Annotated in this window: 19 protein-coding genes; 11 read left to right on the forward strand and 8 right to left on the reverse strand. The window is 53.6% G+C overall.

Going from position 1 to position 25,991, the window contains the following annotated elements; genetic code table 11:
- Positions 1-17: 17 nt before the first annotated feature.
- Positions 18-488, reverse strand: coding sequence for a RidA family protein (locus tag MK323_09980; protein MCH2482486.1), 471 nt, complete (start codon positions 486-488; stop codon positions 18-20).
- Positions 489-592: 104 nt separating this feature from the next.
- Between MK323_09980 and MK323_09985 the strand changes: the two genes are divergently transcribed.
- The 3 genes from MK323_09985 (at position 593) to MK323_09995 (ending at position 4,424) form a co-directional block, all read left to right on the forward strand.
- On the forward strand, positions 593-1,996 hold the full coding sequence (locus MK323_09985; protein MCH2482487.1) for a formimidoylglutamate deiminase: 1,404 nt from the start codon (positions 593-595) through the stop codon (positions 1,994-1,996).
- The gene (hutH, locus tag MK323_09990; protein ID MCH2482488.1) at positions 1,993-3,534 is read left to right on the forward strand and encodes a histidine ammonia-lyase; all 1,542 of its coding nucleotides are present in this window, start codon (positions 1,993-1,995) and stop codon (positions 3,532-3,534) included. The genes MK323_09985 and hutH overlap by 4 nt, the downstream gene beginning before the upstream one ends.
- Positions 3,535-3,611: 77 nt before the next feature.
- The gene (locus tag MK323_09995) at positions 3,612-4,424 is read left to right on the forward strand and encodes a phytanoyl-CoA dioxygenase family protein (GenBank protein MCH2482489.1); all 813 of its coding nucleotides are present in this window, start codon (positions 3,612-3,614) and stop codon (positions 4,422-4,424) included.
- A 50-nt stretch (positions 4,425-4,474) separates the two neighbouring features.
- Here MK323_09995 and MK323_10000 read toward each other — a convergent pair whose 3' ends face one another.
- Complete coding sequence (locus tag MK323_10000; GenBank protein MCH2482490.1) at positions 4,475-6,100, reverse strand: acyl-CoA synthetase; 1,626 nt, start codon at positions 6,098-6,100, stop codon at positions 4,475-4,477.
- A gap of 231 nt (positions 6,101-6,331) precedes the next feature.
- Here MK323_10000 and MK323_10005 point away from each other — a divergent pair, with 231 nt between their 5' ends.
- From MK323_10005 to purL, 4 genes are all read left to right on the forward strand, one after another.
- On the forward strand, positions 6,332-7,249 hold the full coding sequence (locus MK323_10005) for an LD-carboxypeptidase (GenBank protein ID MCH2482491.1): 918 nt from the start codon (positions 6,332-6,334) through the stop codon (positions 7,247-7,249).
- Positions 7,250-7,337: 88 nt separating this feature from the next.
- Entirely contained in the window at positions 7,338-8,213 is an 876-nt protein-coding gene (gene dapA, locus MK323_10010; protein MCH2482492.1) for a 4-hydroxy-tetrahydrodipicolinate synthase, read from the forward strand.
- 33 nt (positions 8,214-8,246) lie between these two features.
- Positions 8,247-8,975 carry a phosphoribosylaminoimidazolesuccinocarboxamide synthase gene (locus tag MK323_10015; GenBank protein MCH2482493.1) on the forward strand — a complete coding sequence of 243 codons (729 nt, stop codon included), beginning with the start codon at positions 8,247-8,249 and terminating at the stop codon, positions 8,973-8,975.
- 24 nt (positions 8,976-8,999) lie between these two features.
- Positions 9,000-12,923, forward strand: a complete 3,924-nt coding sequence (gene purL, locus MK323_10020) for a phosphoribosylformylglycinamidine synthase (protein ID MCH2482494.1) — start codon at positions 9,000-9,002, stop codon at positions 12,921-12,923.
- Positions 12,924-12,930: 7 nt separating this feature from the next.
- Here purL and MK323_10025 read toward each other — a convergent pair whose 3' ends face one another.
- The gene (locus MK323_10025; protein MCH2482495.1) at positions 12,931-14,583 is read right to left on the reverse strand and encodes an electron transfer flavoprotein-ubiquinone oxidoreductase; all 1,653 of its coding nucleotides are present in this window, start codon (positions 14,581-14,583) and stop codon (positions 12,931-12,933) included.
- Between the two features lie 164 nt (positions 14,584-14,747).
- Here MK323_10025 and MK323_10030 point away from each other — a divergent pair, with 164 nt between their 5' ends.
- On the forward strand, positions 14,748-15,512 hold the full coding sequence (locus MK323_10030; GenBank protein MCH2482496.1) for an SDR family NAD(P)-dependent oxidoreductase: 765 nt from the start codon (positions 14,748-14,750) through the stop codon (positions 15,510-15,512).
- Positions 15,513-15,547: 35 nt separating this feature from the next.
- Positions 15,548-17,323 carry an SLC13 family permease gene (locus MK323_10035; GenBank protein ID MCH2482497.1) on the forward strand — a complete coding sequence of 592 codons (1,776 nt, stop codon included), beginning with the start codon at positions 15,548-15,550 and terminating at the stop codon, positions 17,321-17,323.
- Positions 17,324-17,612: 289 nt separating this feature from the next.
- Here MK323_10035 and MK323_10040 read toward each other — a convergent pair whose 3' ends face one another.
- The 5 genes from MK323_10040 to MK323_10060 form a co-directional block, all read right to left on the reverse strand.
- A complete protein-coding gene (locus tag MK323_10040; GenBank protein MCH2482498.1) occupies positions 17,613-18,077 on the reverse strand; it encodes a VOC family protein in 465 nt (154 codons plus the stop codon).
- Positions 18,078-18,112: 35 nt separating this feature from the next.
- The gene (locus MK323_10045; GenBank protein ID MCH2482499.1) at positions 18,113-19,747 is read right to left on the reverse strand and encodes an acyl-CoA synthetase; all 1,635 of its coding nucleotides are present in this window, start codon (positions 19,745-19,747) and stop codon (positions 18,113-18,115) included.
- A gap of 113 nt (positions 19,748-19,860) precedes the next feature.
- Positions 19,861-20,853, reverse strand: coding sequence for an NAD(P)H-quinone oxidoreductase (locus MK323_10050; GenBank protein ID MCH2482500.1), 993 nt, complete (start codon positions 20,851-20,853; stop codon positions 19,861-19,863).
- Between the two features lie 176 nt (positions 20,854-21,029).
- Positions 21,030-22,556, reverse strand: coding sequence for a glycosyltransferase family 39 protein (locus tag MK323_10055; GenBank protein ID MCH2482501.1), 1,527 nt, complete (start codon positions 22,554-22,556; stop codon positions 21,030-21,032).
- Between the two features lie 10 nt (positions 22,557-22,566).
- Positions 22,567-23,457: a glycerophosphodiester phosphodiesterase gene (locus tag MK323_10060; GenBank protein ID MCH2482502.1), complete on the reverse strand. Its 891-nt coding sequence runs from the start codon at positions 23,455-23,457 to the stop codon at positions 22,567-22,569.
- A 133-nt stretch (positions 23,458-23,590) separates the two neighbouring features.
- Here MK323_10060 and MK323_10065 point away from each other — a divergent pair, with 133 nt between their 5' ends.
- Both MK323_10065 and MK323_10070 read left to right on the forward strand, forming a co-directional pair.
- Positions 23,591-24,316 (forward strand): hypothetical protein, encoded by a 726-nt coding sequence (locus tag MK323_10065; protein MCH2482503.1) that lies wholly within the window; start codon positions 23,591-23,593, stop codon positions 24,314-24,316.
- 9 nt (positions 24,317-24,325) lie between these two features.
- Positions 24,326-25,951, forward strand: a complete 1,626-nt coding sequence (locus MK323_10070; GenBank protein ID MCH2482504.1) for a hypothetical protein — start codon at positions 24,326-24,328, stop codon at positions 25,949-25,951.
- Positions 25,952-25,991 lie beyond the last annotated feature (40 nt).

A 25,991-nucleotide genomic window follows, 5' to 3' on the forward strand; every position in this document is an offset into this window, starting at 1 on the left:
CTGTGGTCTGAGGTCTTTCAGTTGCTAATCTTGGCAACCAGCTCGATTTCAACGGGTGCCCCACGGGGCAACTGAGCAACGCCGACGGCCGAACGAGCATGGATTCCAGCGTCTCCAAAAATCTCGACCAGCAGATTCGAGGCGGCATCGACTACGGCAGGTTGTTCATGAAAATCCATTCCCGATGCCACATAACCCACCAGTTTCACCACGCGCTCAATGCGGTCGAGACTGCCACTGGCCTGTTCGAGAACGGCCAGGCCATTGAGGATGCAGGCTCGAGCACAGGATTTCCCCTCTGTCACGCTCACGTTTTCACCAAGCCGGCCGCTGTAGAGAAGGTTGGTTGAATCACCGAGCCAGGGCAGTTGTCCGGAGACCCAAGCCAGGTCATCATTGATCACGACCGCGCTGTAGTTGAAAGCGGGTTTACGCGGAGCCGGCAATTCGATACCAAGCATTTGCAGACGTGTCGATATAAGGTCCATTACGGTATTTTAGCGTTGGCGATGCGCGTCGCCAAAGGTCGTCGTTGTCTATACTTCCTAGATAGGGGATAGATGATCGCTTTGATCAAGGAGTTCGTACACAGGTGGCTGCGTTTAGGACCATTCGTCGCGTGCGCTGCGAGCAGATTCAGCTGGCTGATGGCTGGGCTCGAGACCAGCTGCTAGAGATTACGGCAGAAGGATTGATAGCTGATGTCGGGCCTGTCGGTGAAGAGACGGTAGATTTAGTACTCACTGGACCGGTGATTCCAGGCATACCAAATCTCCACTCCCATGCACACCAGAGAGCGTTGGCGGGGTTGACCGAAACACGCACGCCGGGGAAAGACGATTTCTGGGGCTGGCGAGACCTAATGTATCGGGTAAACAACGCCATAACACCAGATGATCTTGAGTCGATTGCCAGATGTGTATTTGTGGAGATGGTCAAGCAGGGCTACACCGTGGTCGCAGAATTTCACTACCTGCACCATGCGCCAGGCGGTGATCAATACGTACAAATGGATGAAATGAGCCAACGATTATGGATCGCCGCAGAAGATGCAGGTATTTCACTGGTACTGTTGCCGGTGCTTTATACCTATGGGGGATTTGATCAACGGCCGCTGGGTGGTGCGCAGGTGCGGTTCTACAACAATCTGGAAAACTACCTGATACTGTTGGACAAAGTCCGAAAGGCCGCGGATAGTATGGCAAACCGAGGCTACGGTTTGGCAGTGCACTCGCTTAGAGCCGTGGCGCCGGAGCAACTGACGGCGCTCGACAGGATATCGCGCGTAGACTATCCTGATATTCCCTTTCATATCCACGTCGCCGAGCAACTTAATGAGGTGGAGGAATGCATTGCGTTGCTAGGTGTTCGGCCAGTTCAGTGGTTGTGTCATGAGATTGATGTCGATCACCGTTGGTGTTTTGTCCACGCAACCCACGTGAATAGTCGGGAACTTGAGTCGATGGCAGAACGCGGTGTTGTTGTTGGCCTGTGTCCGACAACAGAAGCGAATCTGGGCGATGGCCTGTTTCCGGCAACCGAGTTTGTAGCGTTGGGCGGCAAGTTTGGAATTGGCTCAGATTCGCAGATTTGCAGCAACCCGGCAAGGGAACTTCAGCTTCTGGAATATGGACAACGTCTGAAGCACCATCGACGTGCACTGATGATGGGGGTTGGCGAACGGCACAACGGTACCGGGCTTGTACAGTGGGCAGTCGCGGGCGGTGGTAGGGCCTGCGGGCGATTACTGACGGGAATTACCGCAGGTGCGCCGGCTGACCTGATCGAGCTTGATCCGGATTCCCCGAGACTGGCCGTACGAACTACGGATGAAGCGTTGGACAGTTGGATATTTTCAGCCGCTGACAACAGTGTTCGGACAGTCATTGCGATGGGCAGGGAAGTCGTGACTGAAGGCCGACACGCCGGTGAGGCTGCTGCAACGGAAAAATTCCTGAATACGCTAAGGCGGTTAGCTGCGAGATCACCTAAGTGATAACACTAAAACTTGAACCGACCCACATCAGGCTGGCTGATATTCAGCAGATCATCGCTGGGCCGATAAAAATTGAACTGCCAGATGAAGCCTGGCGGGCTTCAGAACGCAGTCGGGCCCATGTTCAGGATGCTTTATCGTCTGATGTTGTCGCTTACGGTGTTAACACCGGGTTTGGCAAGCTTGCTCAGAACCGTATCGATTCCGGTCAATTGTCTACGCTACAACAGAACTTGGTGCGCTCGCATGCGGCCGGCGTTGGACAACCTTTGAGGCCGGGGGTCGTTCGGTTGGCGCTTTGTCTCAAAGTCATCAGCCTGGCACAAGGGTACTCCGGGGTCACACCGGAACTGATCGATAGACTGATCGTTATGCTGGCGAACGACATGGTACCGGTCATACCCGAAAAAGGTTCAGTCGGTGCGTCGGGTGATCTCGCACCACTGGCTCACTTGGCGTTGACATTAATCGGCGAGGGGCAGGTGCACTTCAGAGGAGCAATTCTACCGACTGGCCAGGCGCTTGACGCTATGCAACTCGAGCCTCTGAAACTCGAAGCCAAGGAAGGGTTGGCACTGCTGAACGGTACCCAGATCTCAACCGCACTCGCATTGGATGCAGTGCTAGAGGCGGAGCGCAATCTGGCCAATGCGATCTTGATCGGTGCGATCTCGGTTGATGCTGCCTTGGGCAGTTATGTTCCGTTCGATGAGCGAATTCATCGGGTTCGGCCCCATCCCGGGCAGCAAAAAGTAGCGGCTATTTTCAGAGGCCTGCTGGATGACAGTGAAATCAACCGATCCCATGCACTGTGTGACAGGGTGCAAGACCCTTACAGCCTGCGCTGCCAACCACAGGTACTCGGTGCGTGTTTGGATCAGTTACAGCACGCGTCTGAGGTGTTCCTACGGGAGGCTGTTTCTGTTTCTGACAATCCTCTGATCATGCCGGAAACAGGCGAAATTCTGTCTGGTGGTAACTTTCATGGAGAGCCCATAGCACTCGCTGCCGATGCTGTCGCGCTGGCCATCGCTGAGGTCGGAGCATTGTCCGAACGACGGATTGCGATGCTGATTGATTCGAGCATCAGTGAGCTGCCCCCATTTCTGGTAGAAGATGCCGGGCTCAACTCGGGGTTTATGGTTGCCCACGTGACTGCAGCATCACTTGCGTCGGAAAATAAAAGCTTGGCTCATCCGGCATCGATCGACAGTCTGCCAACCTCCGCAAACCAGGAAGACCATGTCAGTATGGCGACATTTGCGGCACGGCGACTGGCGGGCATAAACGACAATACACAGTTAATTCTAGCTATAGAATACCTCGCCGCGGTCCAGGGTCTCGAATTTCGTAGACCGCTTAGATCAACTCGTTCGATTGAAGGTGCTGTCGAGATTCTGCGCCAAGAGGTGCCGTTTTGGTCGACAGACCGTGAATTCGCGCCAGATATCCAGATCGCCGCTCGTCTGCTGGCAGAAGGTAAACCGGCCAAACCGGTACCGCCATTACTTGTCGATTGTAGTACCCGAGGTGGTTGATTCGAGTGGATGCCGACAGTTGACTTACGTGGCCACTCAAGTACATTGACCGGCCGCTTCACTTTCTTAATAGAGTAATGTCACTCATCGACAGCGAGGTGATCCGGCAGTACAACGACGATGGTGCGGCCGTCGTCCGCGGCTGTATCAGCGATCACTGGTTAGAAATACTGAACGATGCGATCGAACACGATATTCGTGATCCGGGCCCGTTTGTTCATGCCTATCAGGCGGGATCTGGTGGAGGACGGTTCCACGGCAACCTACGGACTTGGGAAACCGAGGCGCGGTTTCAGGATTTCTGTTTCAACTCACCTCTGCCTGAGATGGCAGCGGAAATTCTTGCATCAGCGAAGATAAATCTTCTCTACGACCAACTGTTTGTAAAGGAACCTGGCACGCCGAACCGAACACGTTGGCACAACGATCAGCCTTATTGGGCCATGCGTGGCTGGCAGGTGTTGAGCTTTTGGGTTGCGCTGGATCCGGTCAACAAACGGAGCGGCGCACTCGAATTCATACCAGGTTCGCACCGCTGGGGGCGCTGGTTTCAACCCGAGACTTTTGGCAAAGGTCCGGGGATAGAAGAGTATGAACGTAATCCGGATTATGAACCGATACCCGATATTGAATCAGCCCGCGAACGTTATGGGGTTATCAGCTGGGATCTTTCCCCTGGCGACGTTTATGTTTTTCATGCGTTAACCGTTCACGGTGCCGGCGGCAATTGCAGTGGTGATGTACGGCGCCGCGGATATGCAGTGCGCTATACCGGTGACGATGTGGTTTACGATGCCCGCCCGGGGACCAATAAAGGTCTTCGATCCGGAAGCCATGCAGACGGTGATCCGCTGGATAGCCCCCGCTACCCAGTCGTGTGGACGAGGTAGCCCCAAACAAGATAGCTTTTGTTGACCCGTCAGTCCGTTATTTGCCTTAGTCAGCTCCCCAGATTTTCGGCTTGATCACGAAGCAAAAATTTCTGGATCTTGCCGGTCGAAGTCTTTGGTAGGGGGCCAAAGATGACGATTCTGGGAGATTTATAGTGCGCCAGTTGCTCGCGACAGAAGGTAATAATGTCGTCAGCGGTCGCGCTTGAACCGTCGTGCAACGTCACAAATGCACAGGGTGTCTCCCCCCATTTTTCATCGGATTTGGCGACTACAGCCGCCTCCAATACAGCGGGGTGACGATAGAGTGCTTCCTCAACCTCCAGGCTGGAAATATTCTCTCCACCTGAAATGATGATGTCTTTTGAACGGTCCTTGACTTCAATGTAGCTGTCAGGATGGCGCACTGCCAGGTCGCCGCTATGGAACCAGCCTCCCGAGAACGCCAAACCCGTGGCTCGTGTGTTTTTGAGGTAACCCTTCATCACTGTATTACCCCGGATCATGACCTCGCCCATGGTTTTACTATCCCATGGCACGTCCTCCATTGTCTCGGGGTTTTTGACCGTTGCACCTTCCAGCGTCGTATAGTGCACACCCTGGCGGGCAATTCGAGCCGAGCGTTCGCTTACGGCAAGATCCGGCCAGTCGTCCTGCGGTACGCACACGGTCGCGGGACCATAGGTTTCGGTCAATCCGTAGAGGTGGGTCACATTGAATCCATTCTCTTCCATGGCCTCGATAACAGCCGAGGGTGGGGCAGCCCCGCCGGTCGCGATTTCCACCTGCTGAGGGAAGGTCGCCTTCGATTCTTCCGGCGCATGCGCGAGCATATTCAGGACTATAGGTGCGCCACACATATGCGTCACGTTTTGTTCACAGATCAATCTATAGACGGCAGCAGGGTCAACGTCTCTAAGACAGACATGGGTTGCCATTGCCGCTGTCACACCCCAGGTAAAGGTCCAGCCATCACAGTGAAACATCGGCAGGGTCCATAGATAGACCGAATTACGTCCCAGGCCCATGGTGAACATGTTGCCCAACGCATTCAGGTAGGCCCCTCGATGGTGGTATACACAACCCTTGGGATCGCCGGTAGTCCCCGATGTATACAACAAGGATAATGCCTGCCACTCATCTGCCAGCGGTTCAGGCGCAAAGTTCGGGTCGCCTTCTGCCAGAAGGTCCTCATAATCCAGTGCTCCCAGGCATTCACCCCCGGTTGCCATTGGGTCGTCGATATCCACGACCAGCAATTCCCGGTCGATAAGCTCCAGGGCTTCACGGACTGAGTCGGAGAATTCACGATCCGTCAATAGCACCCGAGCTTCCCCGTGTTCCAGGATGAACGCGATAGTGCGTGCATCCAGACGGATATTCAGTGAGTTGAGCACAGCGCCGAGCATCGGTACGCCGTTGTGGGCCTCGAGCATTTCCGGAGTATTGGCACCCATGATCGCTACACAATCTCCTTGCCTCACGCCCCGTTGTGAAAGGGCGCTGGCAAGGCGGCACGACCGTTCATAGAACTGTGCGTAGGTGTAGCGGCGGTCGCCGTGAATGACAGCGGTGTGTTCTGCTGCGACCTGTGCGGCCCGACGCAGGAAACTCACCGGTGATAATGGTTCAAAGTTTGCTTCCTGCCGTTGTAGGTTTGCGTCGAAAATCGACATGGCTTGCTCCGCGTCTGGCCCGAGTAGAGATTGGTCGCCATGATCGTACGTCAGTCGAGCGGATTCAACAATACGGATGTCCGGTCATTCATCGCATTCGGATGTACAAGATCAGTTGCGTGCTTGAAATCTGTTCCGTCCCACGATGTAATAGGCCGATAGTCATCCCACTCGTCGGGTCTATTGTGACCGCTATACTTTACGAACGAAGGTGCATTGCTGGGTGGTTTTGTGGCCACTGACTCATATGGTTCGGCTCAGGCATCGGATGGTCGTTCGACCACACTGACGGTGCTGGAGCCCAGTTCGGTGCCGGAATCTGCGGTACTAGAGAGTAATCTGGCCTTACTTCGTCAAGCAGGTTTTCAGGTGAGCTACCAGCGCTACCCGCCGGATGCGGGTGACAGGCGGGCCCGAGCTGGAGTCAGTGCGCGCGGTCAGACATTGTTGAGCGCGCTTTCTGATCCTGAGTGTGCCTATGTGCTGGCAGCACGCGGTGGTTATGGTGCCAGTGATCTGTTGCGATACCTGGACTGGTCCGCATTATCGTTGCTGCCCGAAACAATACTGGTCGGGTTTTCTGACATCAGTGCCCTGCAGATCGCGCTGTATTCCCGATTAGGGTGGCCCTCGATTCACGGCCCCATGCCGGGGTCCGCCTTGTGGACAAATGGGGCAGATATAGACTGTCTTTTAAGGTTGTTATCATCATCTCGACCCTGGAGCAGCACTATCAGCGTTTCGCTGTTAGGCGGTGACTCAACAAACACCACGGTACAAGGCACCCTGATCGGAGGCTGTCTCAGTGTGCTATCCGCTTTGATCGGAACCTCCTACTTCCCCCCAACCCTTCAGGGACACATTCTGTTTCTTGAAGACACCAATGAAACGGCAGAGCGGGTCCTTCGATTCTGGAACCAATGGTTAGACGCTGATTTGGTGGCGGGTCTGTCCGCGGTTGTGGTGGGTCGTTTCACAGAGCTTTCGGGCGGTCACGATGAGGAATGGCTTGTGGCCCGGTTCGCCGAACGATGTACGGTACCGCTTTTCCGATCACCCGACTTCGGCCATGTCTCACCTAATCAGCCACTGATGATCGGGGCCGATGCCCGAATTAAAGACGGTATCCTGGAATGGTGGCTGGACTAACTTTGGCAATTCTTGTAAACGATGGTCTTGACAAGTACCATCGACCGCTCATATCCGTGAGCATTGCTGTGCTCAAAAGAGGTGAAATATGTTGACTGGAAGTATGGTTGCGATGGTCACCCCCATGGGGGATGATGGTTCGGTGGACTGGACGGCCCTCGAACGGCTGGTGGATCACCATGTGGAACAGGGTACGGATGCGATCGTTTCAGTCGGAACGACCGGGGAATCGGCAACGCTTGATCATAACGAACACATCGAAGTAATCGGTCGTACAGTGGACGCTGCAGCAGGGCGGATACCGGTTATCGGGGGCACTGGGGCAAATTCAACTGCTGAAGCTATCGTGCTCACCCGGGATGCGGCAGCTGCCGGCGTTACAGCCTGCCTGCTGGTTGTTCCGTATTACAACAAGCCACCGCAAGAAGGTCTTTTCCAGCACTTCAGTTCAGTTGCAGCTGCCGTCTCGATTCCGCAAATTCTGTACAACGTTCCCGGGCGCACCGCGGTCGATATGAGTAACGAGACCACCCTACGACTGGCTGTAATCGACAATATTGTGGGGATAAAAGATGCCACTAACGATATCGATCGAGGTTGTGATCTTATCGATCGAGCCCCAGATGGATTTTCAATCTATTCGGGGGAGGATGGCACTGCCTGCCAACTGATGCTGGCAGGAGGAAAGGGAACCATCTCGGTTACCGCCAACGCGGCGCCTAAACTGATGCACGAGATGTGTGTCGCGGCGGTGGCTGGCGACACTGATACGGCCACGGTGGTGAATAACCAATTGGCAGATCTTCATGCGGCTATGTTTTTCCAGTCGAATCCCATACCTGCGAAATGGGCTGTTTGCCAGCAGGGTCTGATCGGTTCAGGAATTCGCCTCCCTTTAGTACCGCTGGCCGAGCAATACTATGATGATGTCCGTGCCGCGTTGCAGAAGGCGGATGTTCTTTGAATTTGAACTAAAGGTTTACTGGGAAAGCAGACTATGGAACGTGGTCTAGAACTTTATTCAGGTAAAGCGAAGTCGATGCATCTTACCGACGACCCCGGACGTCTGATTATGGAATTCCGAGACGACACCTCCGCATTCGACGGAGAGAAGATCGAACAGCTCGATCGCAAAGGTATGGTCAACAATCTTTTTAACGCGTTTATTATGACGTGCCTTCAGAATACGGGCGTTGAGACCCACTTTGAAAAGCTTCTGAGCAAGACCGAATCTATTGTGAAAAACATGGATATGATTCCAGTCGAATGTGTCGTGCGTAATATTGCAACGGGTTCACTGTGTAAGCGCCTAGGCATCGAAGATGGGTTGAATCTTGAACCACCAACGTTTGAGTTCTTTCTGAAGGATGATGCTCGCCACGACCCAATGATCAATGACTATCATATCGATTCTTTCGGCTGGGCGACCCGCGAAGAAGTCGTACTAATGAAGCGGAATACGTTTCAGGTTAACGACATTCTGGGAGCGATGTTTGCTGATGCAGGCATGATTCTGGTTGATTTCAAACTTGAATTCGGACGTTACGACGGTAACCTTGTACTCGGGGATGAATTCACACCAGACGGATGTCGTGTCTGGGACGCCGAGACTCGTAAAAAATTAGATAAGGATCGTTTCAGACATGGTCTTGGCGATGTGATTGAGGCCTACGAGGAAGTTGCGCTCCGGCTGGGTGTTGACCTCGACGCGACGGTTATACAGTAGGTTGGTTACGGTGTTGCCAACGTCGTGCTGATCCTCGAGGGCGGGTCGGCGGTTTCCCGGTTTCGTGTCAACAAACTGTGCGCTCAGGTTCGCGAGGATCTGCCCGGTCTAGAGGTGCTTTCGGCACGCTATCTGCACGTAGCATCAACTGAAAAATCTCTCTCAGCCAAGAAACGGAAAACATTAGACCGTTTACTTGACTACGGCACCCCAGCCAGCACCGTAACCGCTAACCTCGAGATAGTAGTGTTCCCCCGGGTGGGCACGATTTCACCGTGGTCGACAAAAGCCACCGATATCGCTCACCACTGTGGCCTGAGTGAGATTATTCGTCTCGAACGGGGAATATCGTGGACCATTCAAGGTGATCTCGAGCCTTCTGATGTCCAACATCATCTCATCCCTCTGTTATACGACAGAATGACCGAGTCGATAATTTCTGGACGGGAAAATCTTCAGGTGTTGTTTTCTGCTTCGAAGCCCGGAAAGATCGCGAAGATCAGTGTACTGCACGGTGGCCGTGATGCTTTGATGGAGGCCAATGAGCAAATGGGGTTTGCTCTGTCAGACGATGAGATCGATTATCTGGTGGAGCAGTATCAATCTCTGGGAAGAGATCCAACAGATGCAGAACTGATGATGTTCGCGCAGGTCAATTCAGAACACTGTCGACATAAGATTTTCAATGCGGACTGGGTTATAGAGGGTGAACGTATGCCTGATTCGTTATTTGGCATGATCAGGACGACCCATGAGCGACATAAGCAAGGCACGCTTGTGGCCTACATAGACAATGCAGCAGTAATTGAGGGACAGGTAGGGTGCTGGTTTCTGCCGGACCCGACGTCAAGCGAATTCAAGCGCACGGCCGAGCCTTTGCACATACTTTGCAAAGTCGAAACGCATAACCATCCGACGGGAATTTCCCCCTACCCGGGCGCAGCAACTGGCTCGGGCGGGGAAATCCGGGATGAAGGTGCGACCGGGCGAGGGGGTAAGCCCAAGGCAGGGATCACTGGTTTTTCTGTTTCCAACCTGCGATTGCCGGGGGCTTCTATGCCGTGGGAATTGGCGGCAATGCCGAATCCACGACAGGCCAGTGCGCTTCAAATCATGTTGGAAGCCCCTATTGGCGGTGCTTCGTTTAACAACGAATTTGGTCGTCCCAATATTGGGGGTTACTTCCGGACTCTGGAAGTCGCTTGTGCAAGCGGTGCCAGCGGGGTCCGGCGCGGTTACCACAAGCCGATCATGCTGGCCGGAGGGCTGGGCAACGTGCGTCGTGACCATGTCTACAAGAACACCATGCCTGCCGGGGCTAAACTGATAGTGCTGGGCGGGCCAGCAATGCTGATCGGGTTGGGTGGAGGTGCGGCTTCGAGTGTTGGCGCTGGCCAGAGTACAGAGTCCTTGGATTTTGCTTCAGTTCAGCGCGGAAATGCTGAAATGCAGCGACGCTGTCAGGAAGTGATTGATGCTTGCATAGCGCAAGGCGAAAACAACCCAATCATAACAATACATGATGTCGGCGCGGGCGGGCTATCGAACGCCTTGCCGGAACTGATCCACGATTCAAATCTAGGCGGCGAGGTTACCCTCGCGAAAATACCGAACGATGAACCTGGCATGTCACCGATGCAGGTATGGTGCAACGAAGCCCAGGAGCGTTACGTGCTGGCGGTTTCGCCCGATCAGTTAGATCAATTTGAAGCCATTTGTAAACGGGAAAGGTGTTTGTACAGTGTCGTGGGAGAAGCAACTGGAACGCCTGTGCTCAGGGTGAAAGCGGAAACTGAGTCTGGGGAAAGCCATGAATCAATCGCAGCCGATGATGTGGGTGAGCCGGTTAATCTGGAACTGGCTGTGCTGTTTGGCAATACGCCACGAATGTCCCGGGTCGTGGATCGCGGGCGCGACAGCTATCCGGAATTGCAGTTAAATCATGTCAGCGTTACCGATGCCGCTGAACGTGTACTTCGACTGCCCGGTGTCTCTGATAAGTCGTTTTTGGTCACCATTGGCGATCGCAGTGTGACCGGTCAAATTGTGCGTGACCAAATGGTCGGACCGTGGCAGGTACCCATCTCAGATGTCGCGGTCACTGCAGGCGGGTTTGAAGGCTATGCGGGTGAGGCAATGGCGCTGGGTGAACGAGCGCCCTTGGCACTGATCGATCCGGCCAGTAGTGGCCGTATGGCGGTGGCTGAAGCAATCACAAATATTGCCGCTGCAGCGATCGAGCGACTGAGTGATATCAAAATGTCGGCCAACTGGATGGCTGCAGCCGGGCACCCGGGCGAAGATGCTGCGCTTTATGACACAGTAAGAGCGGTTGCAATGGAACTGTGTCCAGAACTCGGGATTTCAATCCCCGTCGGGAAAGACTCAATGTCGATGAAGACGACTTGGGCGCTGGACGAAACGTCACACACGGTCGTTGCACCATTGTCACTGGTTGTATCTGCTTTTGCGCCAGTTGTTGATATACGGCTAACCCTGACCCCGGTTTTGCAGACCGATCTGGAATCTGTGCTCGTCTTGGTTGATCTGGGTGCGGGGCGCAATCGGCTAGGGGGTTCTGCACTGGCACAGGTATTTAATCAGGTTGGATGTGAAGGGCCTGATCTTGATATTCCAGGACAGCTTGTAGGACTGTTTTCTGCAACTCGGCAGTTGATAGCTGAACGTAAACTGATTGCCTATCACGACCGCTCCGATGGCGGACTTTTTGTAACGTTGTGTGAGATGACTTTCGCCAGTCGTTGTGGGCTTGAAATCGATCTCGGCAGCGTCAGTGACATTGTACGGGCACTTTTTAATGAGGAATTGGGTGTGGTATTACAAGTCCGGGCCGATGACCAGGCGGGGGTGCTCACCTGTCTGGACAGCTATGGACTGGGCGAGTGCTCCAGAGTGATTGGTCGAGTCGGGCAGGATCACGACGACATACAGATCATTGCCGATGGTCGGGAGCAGTTCCGCGCTGCACGGGTCGATTTACACCGTGCATGGTCGGAAGTGTCGTGGAAAATGCAGCGTCTGAGGGACAATCCTGACTGTGCTGACCAGGAATATGAACGTATTCTGGACACCACAGACCCCGGACTGCACGCCAAGATCACCTTTGACGCCGGTGAGAATCCTGCCATTGAGGCGATATTGTCGGGAAGGAGTCGGCCGCGGATTGCGATTCTCCGGGAGCAGGGAGTCAACGGACAGCTTGAAATGGCAGCAGCCTTCGACCACGCCGGTTTCAGTGCGGTAGACGTCACAATGAGTGATCTGACCACAGGTCGTCGAGACCTTATGGAGTTTTCCGGATTTGCCGCGTGTGGTGGTTTTTCATTTGGAGATGTGCTTGGGGCGGGTCAAGGCTGGGCGAAGTCGATTCTTTATCAGTCTAGACTGCGGGATATGTTTGAACTTTTCTTCCAGCATCCGGAACGATTCGCGCTGGGCGTGTGTAATGGTTGCCAGATGCTTGCGGCGCTTAAGCAACTCATACCAGGAACAGAGCATTGGCCGTCATTCGAAAAGAACGAATCGGATCAGTTCGAAGCCCGGCAAGTCATGGTGGAAGTGGTGCCATCCGATTCGGTTTTACTGGCCGGTATGGAAGGCAGTTATCTGCCGATTGCAGTGTCACATGGAGAAGGCAGGACCATATTCGACTCGGATGTAAAGCTTAAGCAGCTTTCGGAGAACAACCAGACCGGGTTACGCTATGTAGACAACCGGGATCAGTCCACACAGGCTTATCCCTATAACCCAAACGGATCTGCAGGTGGCATTGCCGGTTTAACAGCTGCGAACGGCAGAGTAACAATTATGATGCCGCATCCGGAACGGGTTTTTAGGACATTATGCAATTCATGGCACCCAGTTCACTGGGGAGAACACAGCCCGTGGCTTCGTTTATTCCAGAATGCCCGCGCCTTCGCGGCTTAAGTCCACGTTACATTTCCGCATATGAGGGGCCGCCACCGCCTTCAGGAGTAACCCAAGTGATGTTCTGGCTTGGATCCTTTATGTCGCACGTTTTGCAGTGAATACAGTTCTGCGCGTTGATTTGAAAGCGCTGACCACTGTTGTCCTGTAGCACCTCATAAACGCCTGCCGGGCAGTAACGTTGTGCCGGTTCCTGCCAATTTGGAAGATTGACAATAATGGGGATTTTTTCGTCGCCAAGTTTCAGGTGAGCGGGTTGGTCTTCTTCATGATAGGTGTTGGTTAAAAAAACTGATGAGTTGCGGTCAAAGGTCAGTTCACCATCGGGCTTGGGGTATTCCAGGACTGGAACGCGGGCAGCATCGGCGAGACTGTCGTGATCGTTGTGCTCGTCGCGCAACGTCAAAGGCAGCTTTCCCCTGAACCAGTTTTGGTCAATGTAGTTGAATGCACCGCCCAGGTAGGTTCCGAATCGGTGTAGCGCAGGGCCGAAATTCCTTGAGCGTTTCAGTTCATCGATCAACCATGAACGTTCCAGGTTGGTTTGGTAGTGGGTGTGATCTTTACCGCCGGGATCGTTATCCATCAGTACCTGGAATATTGTCTCAGCCGCCACCATTCCAGATTTCATTGCAGTATGTGTTCCTTTAATCTTGGCAAAATTCAATGTACCGGCGTCACAGCCAATCAGGAAGCCGCCGGGGAATGACATTTTTGGCAGGGAATTAAATCCCCCTTTGGTGATGGCCCGGGCGCCGTAACTGATTCGTTTACCGCCATTGAGGTATTTCCTGATTTGCGAATGTGTTTTATATCTTTGTAGTTCTTCAAAGGGATCTAAATACGGGTTGCTGTAGTTCAGGTCAACAATGAGCCCCAGGGAGATCCTGTTATCTTCAAGATGGTAAAGGAAAGAGCCGCCGGTTGCGCCGTGTTCCGACAAAGGCCAACCTGCTCCATGAATAACGAGGCCAGGCTGGTGATTAACGGGGTCAACCTCCCACAGTTCTTTTAAGCCTATGCCGTAGTGCTGTGTAGAACGTTCATGATCTAGGGCATACTGACAAGTGAGTTGTTTTCCGAGATGTCCGCGACAGCCTTCCGCAAATACAGTGTATTTAGCATGCAGTTCCATGCCAGGTTCGTAGGCGGGTTTGCGGTTGCCTGTAGATGACACGCCCATTTCCCCTGTCGCGACGCCTTTGACTGCACCGAGTTCGCTGAATAGAACCTCACTGGCGGGAAAGCCCGGAAAAATCTCTACACCCATCGCCTCAGCCTGCTCTCCCAGCCATCGCACGACTTTACCCAGGCTGACGATGTAGTTGCCATGGTTGTGCATGGTTCGAGGGATAATCAGGTTAGGCACCTTTATAGTCTTCGTTTCATTGAGGTAGAAGAAGACCTCGTCTCGCACAACCGGGGTCTTCAACGGGGCATCGCGTTCCTGCCAGTCGGGAAAGAGTTCTGACAGGGCTCTGGGTTCTATTACGGCGCCCGAGAGAATATGAGCACCCACTTCGGAACCCTTCTCAAGCACAACAACACTGATTTCTTTATCGTGCTCCTGAGCCAGTTGCATCAGGCGGCAGGCCGTTGAAAGTCCCGCCGGCCCAGCACCGACAATTACGACATCGACTTCCATAGACTCGCGTTCCACGGGGATCGTATCTTCACTCATTAGATGCCGCCTTCTGTGAATGCCAATCGGCGTAGATTAACGGTGCGCAGCCACACATGGAAGCCTCTAATGCGACAAATTCTGCTATAAAGCAGGCAATGTTGAATCGGTCAAGAAACGGCACGACCCGGAGGACGCAATTTATGGACCTGAGTAATCAATCAGCTGTGGTGACGGGGGGCGCGTCCGGTATGGGCGCCGTCACAGCGAGCGCATTGGCCGCAAGAGGGGCTCGGGTTGCGGTTCTCGATCTTAACGAAACTGCGGCCCAGGACAAGGCAGATGAATTCGATGGTGTTGGTATCGCTTGTGATGTTGCCGATGCGCAGTCTGCCGGATCTGCAGTGAAGCGAGTTGTGGCTGAGATAGGGCCGCCGCGGGTGGTCGTCAACTGTGCGGGCATCGCTTTAGCCAGCCGTATTGTTGGTCGCGATGGTCCCCATGATCTGGACGACTATCAAAAAGTCATTAATGTGAACCTGATTGGAACATTCAACATGCTACGCCTGACTGCTGCAGCGATGTCAGAACTGGAGCTGATCGGAGACAGTGGTAGCCGCGGTGTCATTATCAACACCGCATCGGTAGCGGCCTACGACGGACAAATCGGGCAGGCTGCATACAGTTCGTCCAAGGGCGGTGTGGTCGCACTGACGCTGCCAGCCGCGCGCGAGCTTGCTCGATTTGGAATACGGGTAATGACCATCGCACCGGGATTGATTAAAACACCGATGCTCTCCGGTCTGCCGAAGGAGGCACAGGACAGTCTCGCCGACCAGGTTCCATTTCCACAGAGATTTGGTGAGCCAGAGGAATACGCATCGCTGGTCGAGCATATTGTCGACAATGAAATGCTCAACGGCGAGGTGATCCGTCTTGATGGCGCTATCCGGATGCAGCCCAAGTAGACCCCCACTGTTCACCATTGTACTGATTCATCACTATGACCTACCAACAATCGGGCCTGTTTATCCTGTTAGGACTGCTGTTTGTGATGCTGGTCTGGGGCCGTATTCGATACGATCTCGCGGCGTTTGCTGCCCTGACCCTTGCGGTTCTAAGTGGTCTGGTCGACGAAGAAGCGGCTTTTGCCGGCTTTGGCCATCCGGCCACAGTCATTGTGGCCATGGTTCTTATAGTCAGTCGCGGTTTGGCAAATTCTGGAGCAGTGGATCTGATAGCCCGTTCTGTAATTCGTGGTAGCGCGTCTCTGTCTGCCCATATCAGTCTAATTTCGGTAATTGGAGCAGCACTGTCGGCGCTGATGAATAACGTTGCCGCGCTTGCATTGCTGATGCCTGTAGATATGGAAGCTGCTGTTCGCGCCAAACGCAGTCCTTCGCTGACGCTGATGCCGCTATCGTTTGCAACCATCCTCGGCGGCATGGTGACGCTGATTGGTACACCGCCAAATATCGTTGTTGCAACTTTTCGGGGGGAAGCGCTCGGGGACCCGTTTACCATGTTCGATTTTGCAGCTGTGGGTATCGTCGTGGCTGTGGTTGGTGTTGTTTTTGTCTCTCTTGTAGGTTGGCGGCTGTTACCTGTTGAGCGTAGCCGCCACAATACCCGGCAGGAATTGCAGGACCTTACCGGTTATGTTGCAGAAGCCCAGGTCACAGAAGACGCCACAGTTGTAGGCAATACCCTTGATCAACTGTACCCGCTGGCTGAGGAGTATGACGTTGCTGTGCTCGGTCTGATTCGTGCGGGTCGGCGTATGTCCGGATTTGCCCGGGGACGGATTGTCAGAACCGGTGATTTTGTCGTTATTCAAGGGGGTGTGGAGTTTATGGATAAGTTCATCGGTGCCGCCGGCCTTGAATATGCATCAGCGCAGAAAAACGCAGGCGTTTTGGCAGACAACCAAGTTTTATTAGAGGTAGTGGTTCCAGAAGGTGCCCGAATTCAGGGCCGTTCTGCAATGAGTTTCCGACTCGCCGCCAGGCACAATAGCATGCTTCTTGGCGTGTCAAGACAAGGCCGTCAATTCAGAGAAAGAATTAGAAAGTTAAAGATCAGAGCTGGCGATATTCTGTTGCTGTCCGGGTCGGAGGACGAACTGCCGGATGTGGCTGGATGGTTGGGTTGCCTGCCATTGGCCGAGCGGGGGCTTGTGGTGATTCAACGGAAAAAGGCCTGGTTGGCAATCGGTCTTTTTGCAGCTGCTATCGCCGCTGCGACGACCGGTGTGGTCTATCTGCCAGTCGCCCTGGCAGCTGCCGCTCTGGTTTATGTGATCGCTGGACTGGTGCCTTTATCGCAGTTGTACGAGTCGATCGAGTGGCCTGTCATTGTATTGCTGGGTTCATTGATTCCGATAGGCATCGCACTTGAAAGCAGCGGCGCTGCTGAGTTGATTGCAAAGACCATTATCGAGTGGACTGACGGACTGCCTGTTGTATTTATTCTGATCATAATCATGGTTGTAACGATGACGCTGTCGGACATGCTCAACAACGTGGCCACTGCTCTGATTGCAGCACCCATTGCTGTCGAACTGGCCGTGCGGCTTGAGGTCAGTCCAGATCCGTTTCTGATGGCGGTTGCCGTCGCTGCATCCTGTGCATTTCTGACCCCCATCGGACACAAGAACAATACTATTATCCTGGGGCCGGGTGGATACCGTTTCGGTGACTACTGGAGGATGGGGTTGCCGCTGGAAGTGCTGGTGGTCGCAGTGGGTGTACCCATGATCCTCTGGGTATGGCCGCTTTGACGCGTCGTGGGCCGATCCAGCCGTGTGTGCGTAACCTCAAGGTGGAATACCAGTACATCGATGGAGTTGGAACATGACGCTCGGAATAGGGGGTCTACAGTTGCGCAAGAGTTAAGTAAGCCCGTTTGGTTACCGATGTTGTTGGGTCACACGACGGGTCGCATGCAGTAGTAGCGATTGACCAGGTTACCCCTTTTTCCAAGCCGGTCCATCGACGATCCGTTCAACCTGGACGGGTAACATTCGCCCTAAGACAGTGGATCATGGGGGCAGTTGTGTTGCTACAGATTCAGCGCTTTGATGTAACAGGTTTTTGTATCAATTCGACTGTGATGCCGTCAGGATCACGCAGATAAACGGCCTTGCCGCCCTGGTTCGGCCCCTGATCGACTGTAGTTACTTGACCGATCGGGAACACATTGTGTTCCAAGGACAGAGTCAGGATCGCATCGATGTCTTCAACATCAAAGGCGATATGGGCAAATCCTACATCGCAGGGGCGGGGTCGGACTTCGCTGCGATTTGGTGGACCAAGATATTCGATCAGTTCCAAGGTGTGGCCCGGTCCGCGTAAATAGGCAATCATGACGTCCGCTTCGTCGACACCGGTTATGCTCTGAATGACTGATTTAGACCGCGGCAGTTTGGGTGTGGCAGTGAATCCGAGAACATCTCGGAAAAAGGCAATGCTCCGATTCAGGTCGGATACCGTAAAGCTGGTGTGATTTGTCGATAAAACTCCGGAATAGGTCATGGTAAGTCACTCAGGACAAAGGCTGATTGTTGTGCTTACAGGCTGTCCAGTGCTTCGGCTCTTTTACGTAACTTGAATTTTTGTACTTTACCTGTAGATGTTTTAGGTAGATCTAGGAACATAACTGTTTTGGGTGTTTTGAAGTGTGCCATCTGCTCACGACAGAAAACGATAATTTCTTCTTCGGTGACCCCGGAGGCCGTATCCTTAAGGGTAATAAAAGCACAGGGCGTTTCACCCCATTTGTCGTCTGGACGGGCGACCACCGCCGCTTCGAGCACATCGGGGTGCCGATAAAGCACATCCTCAATTTCAATTGAAGATATATTTTCACCACCTGAAATGATGATGTCCTTTGAACGGTCTTTGAGTTGGGTATACCCGTCGGGATACAGGACGCCAAGATCACCAGAATGGAACCACCCGCCGGCAAAGGCTTCTGTAGTCGCCTTAGGGTTCTTGAGGTAGCCCTTCATTACTATATTGCCTCGAAACATGACCTCGCCCAGTTGTGAGGCATCTGGGTTGACCGAATTCATGGTTTGGGGATCAAGAACCTTAAGGTCCTCAAGCATGTGGTATGGCACGCCTTGCCGGGATTTGATTTCGGCCCGTTCTGCAGGTTTGAGGGCGTTCCATTCCGGATGCCACGCACAGATGACAGCAGGGCCATAAGTCTCTGTTAACCCATACACATGGGTCATGGCGAATCCTGCACTTTCCATTGCGGCCAGAACCGCAGCAGGCGGCGGTGCAGCCGCTGTCATCACCTCGACAGTGTGATCAAAATCCCTGGTTTCGGATTCAGTTGCATTGATGATCAGATTGAGAACCACCGGAGCGCCGCAGAAATGAGTTACACCATAATCAGCGATCGCGTCGAAGATGGCAGATGCGCTAACGTTGCGTAAACAAACACTGGTCCCCCCGACAGCGGCGAGAGACCAGGGAAAACACCAGCCGTTGCAGTGGAACATCGGCAAGGTCCAGAGATACGTGGGGTGATGACCCAGGTTCCAGCCGATAATATTACTGCTTGCATTGAGATAGGCGCCACGATGATGGTAGACGACCCCTTTCGGATTGCCCGTGGTGCCAGAGGTATAGTTCAGCGCAATTGCATCCCATTCACTTTCCGGTGGTGACCAGGTGTAGTCCGATTCACCTTCAGTCAGAAGTTCCTCGTAAGTCAGTTCACCCAGTCGTTCGCCGCCGGGTCCCTCAGGATCATCGATATCAATTACCAGCAGCTCCTGCTTACAGGTGTGCAGGACATCCTTGATGACAGGTGCAAATTCGGTGTCGGTGATGAGGACTTTTGCCTCCCCATGTTCTAGGATAAAAGCAAGTGTATTGGCGTCCAGGCGTATGTTCAGGGCATTGAGCACAGCACCTGTCATCGGTACGCCGAAGTGAGCTTCGTACAGAGCGGGAATATTTGGTGCCATCACAGATACTGTGTCCCCAGGTCCGATGTTCCGCTTTGCCAGCGCTGCAGCCAGTTGATAGCATCGGTCTGAGGTTTCCTTCCAGTTTCTTCGGGTGCTGCCATGGATAATTGCCGGGTGGTCTGGATAAACTCGAGCCACGCGACCTAAAAAACTCAACGGACTCAGCGGCACATAGTTGGCATCACAGCGATCAAGGTCGACGTCATAGATACTGGGCATTATTCGAGTTCACTATTTATCAGGTGCAAGCACGTACAACAGCATACCGTAGAATCAGGACATTAGAACAGTGTCGTCGCCGTGTTTACAGAATCGTAGGCGCGGGCAGCCGTTCACTCAATGGTCAGAAGAATTTTCCCTATGTGGCTGCTGCTTTCCATGAGGCGATGGGCTTGGGCTGCCTGGTGGAGTGGAAAAGTGCAGTGAATGTGAGGTCTGGCCTTGTTTTTTTCGAACATTGGCCAGACGATGCGTTCAACGTCACCAGCAATCTGGGCCTTTTCATCCAGGCTTTGCGGCCGCAGAGTTGAGCCAGAAATACTGAGCCGGTTCATCATGACTCTCCCGAAATTGACTTCAGCTGTGCTTCCACCAAGAAATGCAATTAATGCATACCGACCATCCCGTCCGAGCAAATCGATGTTTTTCTGGACATAGTCCCCGGCGACCATATCTAGAACTACATCAATCTTTTTTCTGCCAGCAAACTCTCGCACGATCCCTGGCCAGTCCTCGGTCCGGTAATTGACAGCCTTGTCAGCGCCTATGGACTCACAAAAGGAACATTTTTCGTCTGTGCCGGCAGTGGTGATAACGGTGGCGCCAGACGCCTTGGCCAGCTGGATGGCCGCAAGACCAATGCCGCTGCTGCCACCGTGTACAAGAAAGGTCTCGCCGGATGTAAGTCGAGAGCGAGTGAAAACGTTGTAGTAAACCGTGAAATAATTTTCCGGTATAGCGCCGGCCAGTTGGGCGTCGTAGTCTTCGGGCCATGGCAGACAGTGCCGTTCATGTACAGCGGTATATTCTGCATAACCTCCGCCGTGGGTGAGCGCCGTAACATGATCGCCGGGTTTATAACGGCGGGTTTCTCCACCGACCGCTACAACCTCACCTGCCACTTCGAGGCCGGGCAGCGGGTTTGCATCAGCCGGCGGGTGGTAGTTGCCTTGTCGCTGAGCGCAGTCGGGCCGGTTAACGCCAGCGACCATATTGCGGATCAGAATTTGATCTGGTGCCGGCTGTGGAATGGGTACTGAACTGGGCTTGAGCGCATCGGGCCCGCCTGGCTCAGGAATTGCGATTGCCAGCATTGTGTCAGTCATGTCGGTATTTCCGGGAAATAGTCCGTCGCGAAAAGATCAGGCCTAAGGTTTCGAGCGAGATTGTCAGTAGCATCGGGGTCATAGTAGCGTTTCGGTGTGTGTTCTGCTGAAGCTTGACATCATTTTGACCATGGCTAATGCCACTGGGTGCCCGGGAATCAAGGTCTCAGCCAGGTTCAGCGGCGAGGTGTGTGCTGTACATTGTCCAGTTCAATGTTTGTTGTCCCTGGTGGTACTAGAAAGTATCGGAACTGCTGCGTTCTGGAGTGCGACAGAGCGTAATCGTTTCCCTTGATGGTAAGAGTCCGAAACTCGGAAGCCGGGAACATTTTGCTCCCATTTTTTAGGCATAGGTCGTCATCAGACAGGCAGATGATCGCAATCCCATGATTTTCAATATCTTTTTTACCGATCCAGGGGCTCCACTGGTAACTTAGGTGTTGAAGTACTGACGGATGGTCGATCGAATGAAAGGCGATACTGTCAGGTGCCATCCAGCCGCCACCGACCAATTTGAGTTTAGACTCGAACGAGTCATGCCACAGGCGTGTCACGGTGGCTGCCAGTTCCTTTCCTGGAAAGCTGTGGCGTGACTCGATACCCCCCTGACTGATGACAGCCAGCATGACCAGCGGAAGCAGTATGGCGTAAACAATGGAGCCAATCACAATCCGCCGACACTGGATACCGGTCAAGTTGATGGGAAACTGCAAAATGAGCATGATCCCTGCTGTAATGAGTATCGGGCCGCCCCAGCGACTTGACATGTCCACTCCAAGTATCAAACCAGGGATCACAGTGACCAGTAGCGGAAAAATCATTACGACATATATAAGTCCAGCATGCTCCGGCAGGTTCGGGAATCTGAGGAGAGCCAGCAACCGCTGGGACAGCGAGGAACTGTAGGTCGCCAGCATGAACGCGACCACCGCCGGTGTCAGGTAAATAAGCTGTGCCAGGAAAAAACTGATCGATTTCCATCGGATCTGTAACGAATCGAGAAAGAAATAGTCGCCGATATGCTGAACTGTACCGATTCTATGCTCATACACGTAATCCACATGGAAATAGAGCAGCAGAGCGAGCACCAGCGCGCTCGCATAAGGGCCAAGGGTGCCCATCTGTGCGCGACCCGATCGGGTAGAAACAGTGTAGAGGCCAATAGCACCGACTAAGGTTACGGCGTAGTACTTGGTAAGCATGCCGATTGCAAGACAAATCCCTAGAGCGATCCAATACACCATTTTTCTTCGGCTTATAGCATAGTAGGCGAATAGAACCGTTAATGCCCAGATGGATATCAACAGGGAGCTATGGTTCAGTCGAATGCTAAAAAAACTGTAGTAAGGGATGAATTCCAGAAGGCAGACGGCGGCTAATGCCTGTGCAGGTCTGAGGAATTGCCGCGCGAGCAGATAGATTGCTATAAAGGCGATAGCGATATTGATCTGGGACAGCAACAGGTAGTTCCAGTTAGAAATGCCGGTGAGCTTAAGGAATCCGGCAACGACCCATGGCAGAAAAGGGGGGTGCAGGTAGTAGGACAGCATCCATTCTTGCCCCCAGACAAAGTGCATCATGCTGTCACTATCGAGCTCGTGCCTGGTCAGTCCAGGCAGAAGGGTCCACATCGCCATATGGACGACCAGGAAAAGCGCGAACAGCTTATTCGCCTGCTGATCTTTGATACCGTGGTTCAACATGGCCTGGAGATTATCTTCTGTGCGTTAGTCGGACAGCGAGTTCCGGGTAGTCTGTAGTCAGCCCGGCGAGCTGCCACTTCATGAGTTGTTTTATCTCGTCATTGCGATTCACAGTCCAGCAGTGAATCGGCATGCCCACAGCGCGCGCCTCATCGACTCGTCGGTTAGACAGGTCGTCGATAGACGGTCCCCAGATCCGACCGCCAGCTGCGCGGACTGCAGCCGCGATATTGCCGTCGAAATGCACGAGGTCGAAACCGGCTAACCACGGTGAACCTCTCTGGCCGCCGACCGTATCGTAACCAGGATCCTGGCAGGTCAGATAGCAGGTGGTGATCTCAGGACAAAGCTGTTGCACTTGGCGCAGGAGGCTCCAATCGAAGGATTGAACCCAACTGATATCCAACAGCGCGAGCTTTTCGATTTCTCGTACTACGAGTAGGGCATATTCATGCGGGGGTCGTATGGCGTGAGATTGAAGTGGATCCGACTTGAGCTCAATATTCAGCGTTGGCGCACCAGTCTGGAGATTCTTGCAAAATTGCGCGACTTCAGACAGGGTGCAAATCCTCTCGCCGTCTACTGGAACCTGGATCGGGAACAGCTTGGATAGCTCCGAAACCGGATTTATTCGACCGATATCAAATTGTTTTAGCTCTGCCAGGGTGAGGTCGCCGATGGCGGGCCCGTTGTGTTCCAGCCACTGCCCGGTGTGATTACGGGTGAGGTCGCAATTGAGCTGCTCATCGTGGTGTACGATAATTTGGGAATCAGTACTGATTCTGATATCGAGTTCGAGGCCATCGACGCCCGCCTCAGCGGCAAACGTAAACCCCGCTAGGGTGTTTTCGGGGCGATTCCCTCTGGCACCACGGTGACCATGAACCAAAAGTGTTTTCAAGACAATGTTTTCTAGGTAGTCTTAGCAGCAGATCTTTTAATGGTCAGCACTATACCCAAGCTTGCCGAGCGGTTGTCGAAATATGTTTATCGGACAGACCGCGCATTTTCAGACCGCGATGCCAATGAAATCAATGAACAACAACGCCGGGAGTGAATGGCTCAACGATCGGGGATTCAATCTGTTGCAGGTTGTCGATACGGCCCGATTGCCGGAAGAATTGATCCAATCACTGATCGCATTGGGGGTCGAGGTCAGAAAAAGCCCCAGGCTGGTGCTGTTGGGGATGGGAGGGCCGGGCTTATGGAATCGTGTCAAGAACAAACTCGAAAGCAGTCCTGATCCTTTCGATGACGACGCAGTGTCGAGCGTTCACACGGTGGCTTTAGAGTTCTGGAGGTGCACGGAGGTGGATCTGCTGTATCCGGGACCACTGCCGTTGCCGCTGCAGAAACTTGGACAGTTCGCTGGCTGGAGTTATCCATCGCCGATCGGCATCGATCTGCATCCACGCTATGGCCCCTGGTTTGCATTTAGGGCAGTGTTTCTGATCGATGTTCCACTGCCACCAAGTGCATATGAACCGGGTGAGGCGCCGTGCCAGAGCTGTCAGGCTAAACCCTGTGAATCCGCATGTCCCGCAGGAGCTGTCCAGTATGGATCCATACTCGATATACAGGCCTGTATGGAACAGCGTCTATTGCCTCGTTCGGGCTGTGGCGATCGTTGTTTCTCGCGGCTGGCGTGCCCAGTCGGTAAGCACTGGCGTTACCCGGATGAGCAGATCACCTATCATGGAAGACGGTCGCTGCAGAGCCTGAAACGCTGGCGCCAGAAAACCCAGGGTACGGCCCAGTAGTCGTCCCTCATGGTCCGAGCTGATTTGCTTTTCCCGGGTATGAGAACAATGTGTCAACGCCGGTCGTCACTGTTGCTCAACTGGTGTGATCGTATGGCTGGTTTGTTGATACGTGTGGCCCTTACCTTGGGTGTTCTAGTATTACTTTCAGCGCCAGTGGTTTCTTTTGCCGGTTCAGGTGAAGCACTTAAAGCCTATAAGTCGGGCGAGTATCAGAAGGCGCTCGAGATGTGGATGCTGCTGGCTTACGAAGGCGATGTCGACGCGCAGTATAGGCTGGGACTGATGTTCCTGCACGGGACCGGTATTGTTGTCAGTACTGAAGAGGCGGTCTATTGGCTCAGCCGTGCAGCCGAACAGGGTGAGCCGCGGGCGCAATACCTACTCGGCGCTGTATACCTCAGTGGCAAAGGGCTGACTTCGGATCGTGAGCATGGCTTGGAGTGGTGGCGGGCAGCGGCGGGCAATGGAAACGCAGCAGCGCAGTACGGTATCGGCACCGCCTACTTGTACGGCGCAGGCGTATCCGAAAATCTTGAAGATGCGGAAAAATGGCTGACGGCGGCACTGAAAAGCGGTAGTCCGGCAGCCGGTCTGCTGCTTGAGAACCTCACTGAACTGAGCAAGTCGAAAGCGCGCAGCGGCTCGGCCAGTCAGTACGCTCGGGTCGGACCGGTAGCAGTCTGGATCTATAGCGCATTCAACCGACTCTCGGTCATTCTGGCTGAAGCCGGGACGGGAGAGCTCGTCAGGATTATTGAACGGCAAAACGACTGGTATCTGGTGGAACTCAGTCAGTCGTTGACCGGATGGGTTGACGTTAATGACATCGAACAGGTTTCCGGATCGAACGTGAAGGTAGCAGAAGGAGCAGTACTGCGTTCAGGCATAGCATCTGTTCAAGAATCAGCCCCGATCGTAATGGATCTGGGTAAGAATCGGTGGCTGAAATTTGTCGATCTGGCTGAGCCCTGGGCAGAGTTGGCAGTGCCGGGTCCGTTTACCGGCTGGACGCCAGTACTGGGCCTGGTTGAGCAGGCCGATGACCCCGCGTCCCTACAACGGATTTGGCAGAATGAGTACCGACTACGGTCAGAGGACAGCTACAAGGATACCGGCATTGCAGCACTTGCTGATTTTCTTCGTGCTCAAGACAACGCCGACGCGGTGTCGACGAAGGAGAATGCCGCAAAGCTGAGCGAGGTACCGTTGGAAGTGCAGAGCACTGGACAGACGAAGGGGGAGCCAGCGCCGTCTGAATCAGTAATGACAGTACCGCTCAATCGCAATGACTATCAGTGGTTGCTTGCTCAGGCACCCGAACGATACACACTGGAGCTCTTAAGTTCGACCAGTGAGATGCTGATACGGCAATTTTATCGTGCTGGATCATTTGATGATCGCGTCAGCTATTTCAGTAGCAGCGTTTCGGGCAAACGTTGGTTCACTCTGTTTCTTGGAAGTTACAGTGATCTGGAGAGTGTGCAAAAAGCGCTGAGCGTACTACCGGTGCGGCTGGACGCCATGCGGGTTCGGCGAATCTCGTCAGTTGTGCAGGATCTCTGCAACGGTCTGGATGATGTACCAGTATCTGTGCTTGAAAAACTCAGGTCGCGTTGTTCAGAACAGATGTGAATCTGCAGTTAAATAACTGCTATTGATACGCTCGATTAAA

Source organism: Gammaproteobacteria bacterium, assembly GCA_022450155.1.
GTDB lineage: Bacteria > Pseudomonadota > Gammaproteobacteria > Arenicellales > UBA868 > REDSEA-S09-B13.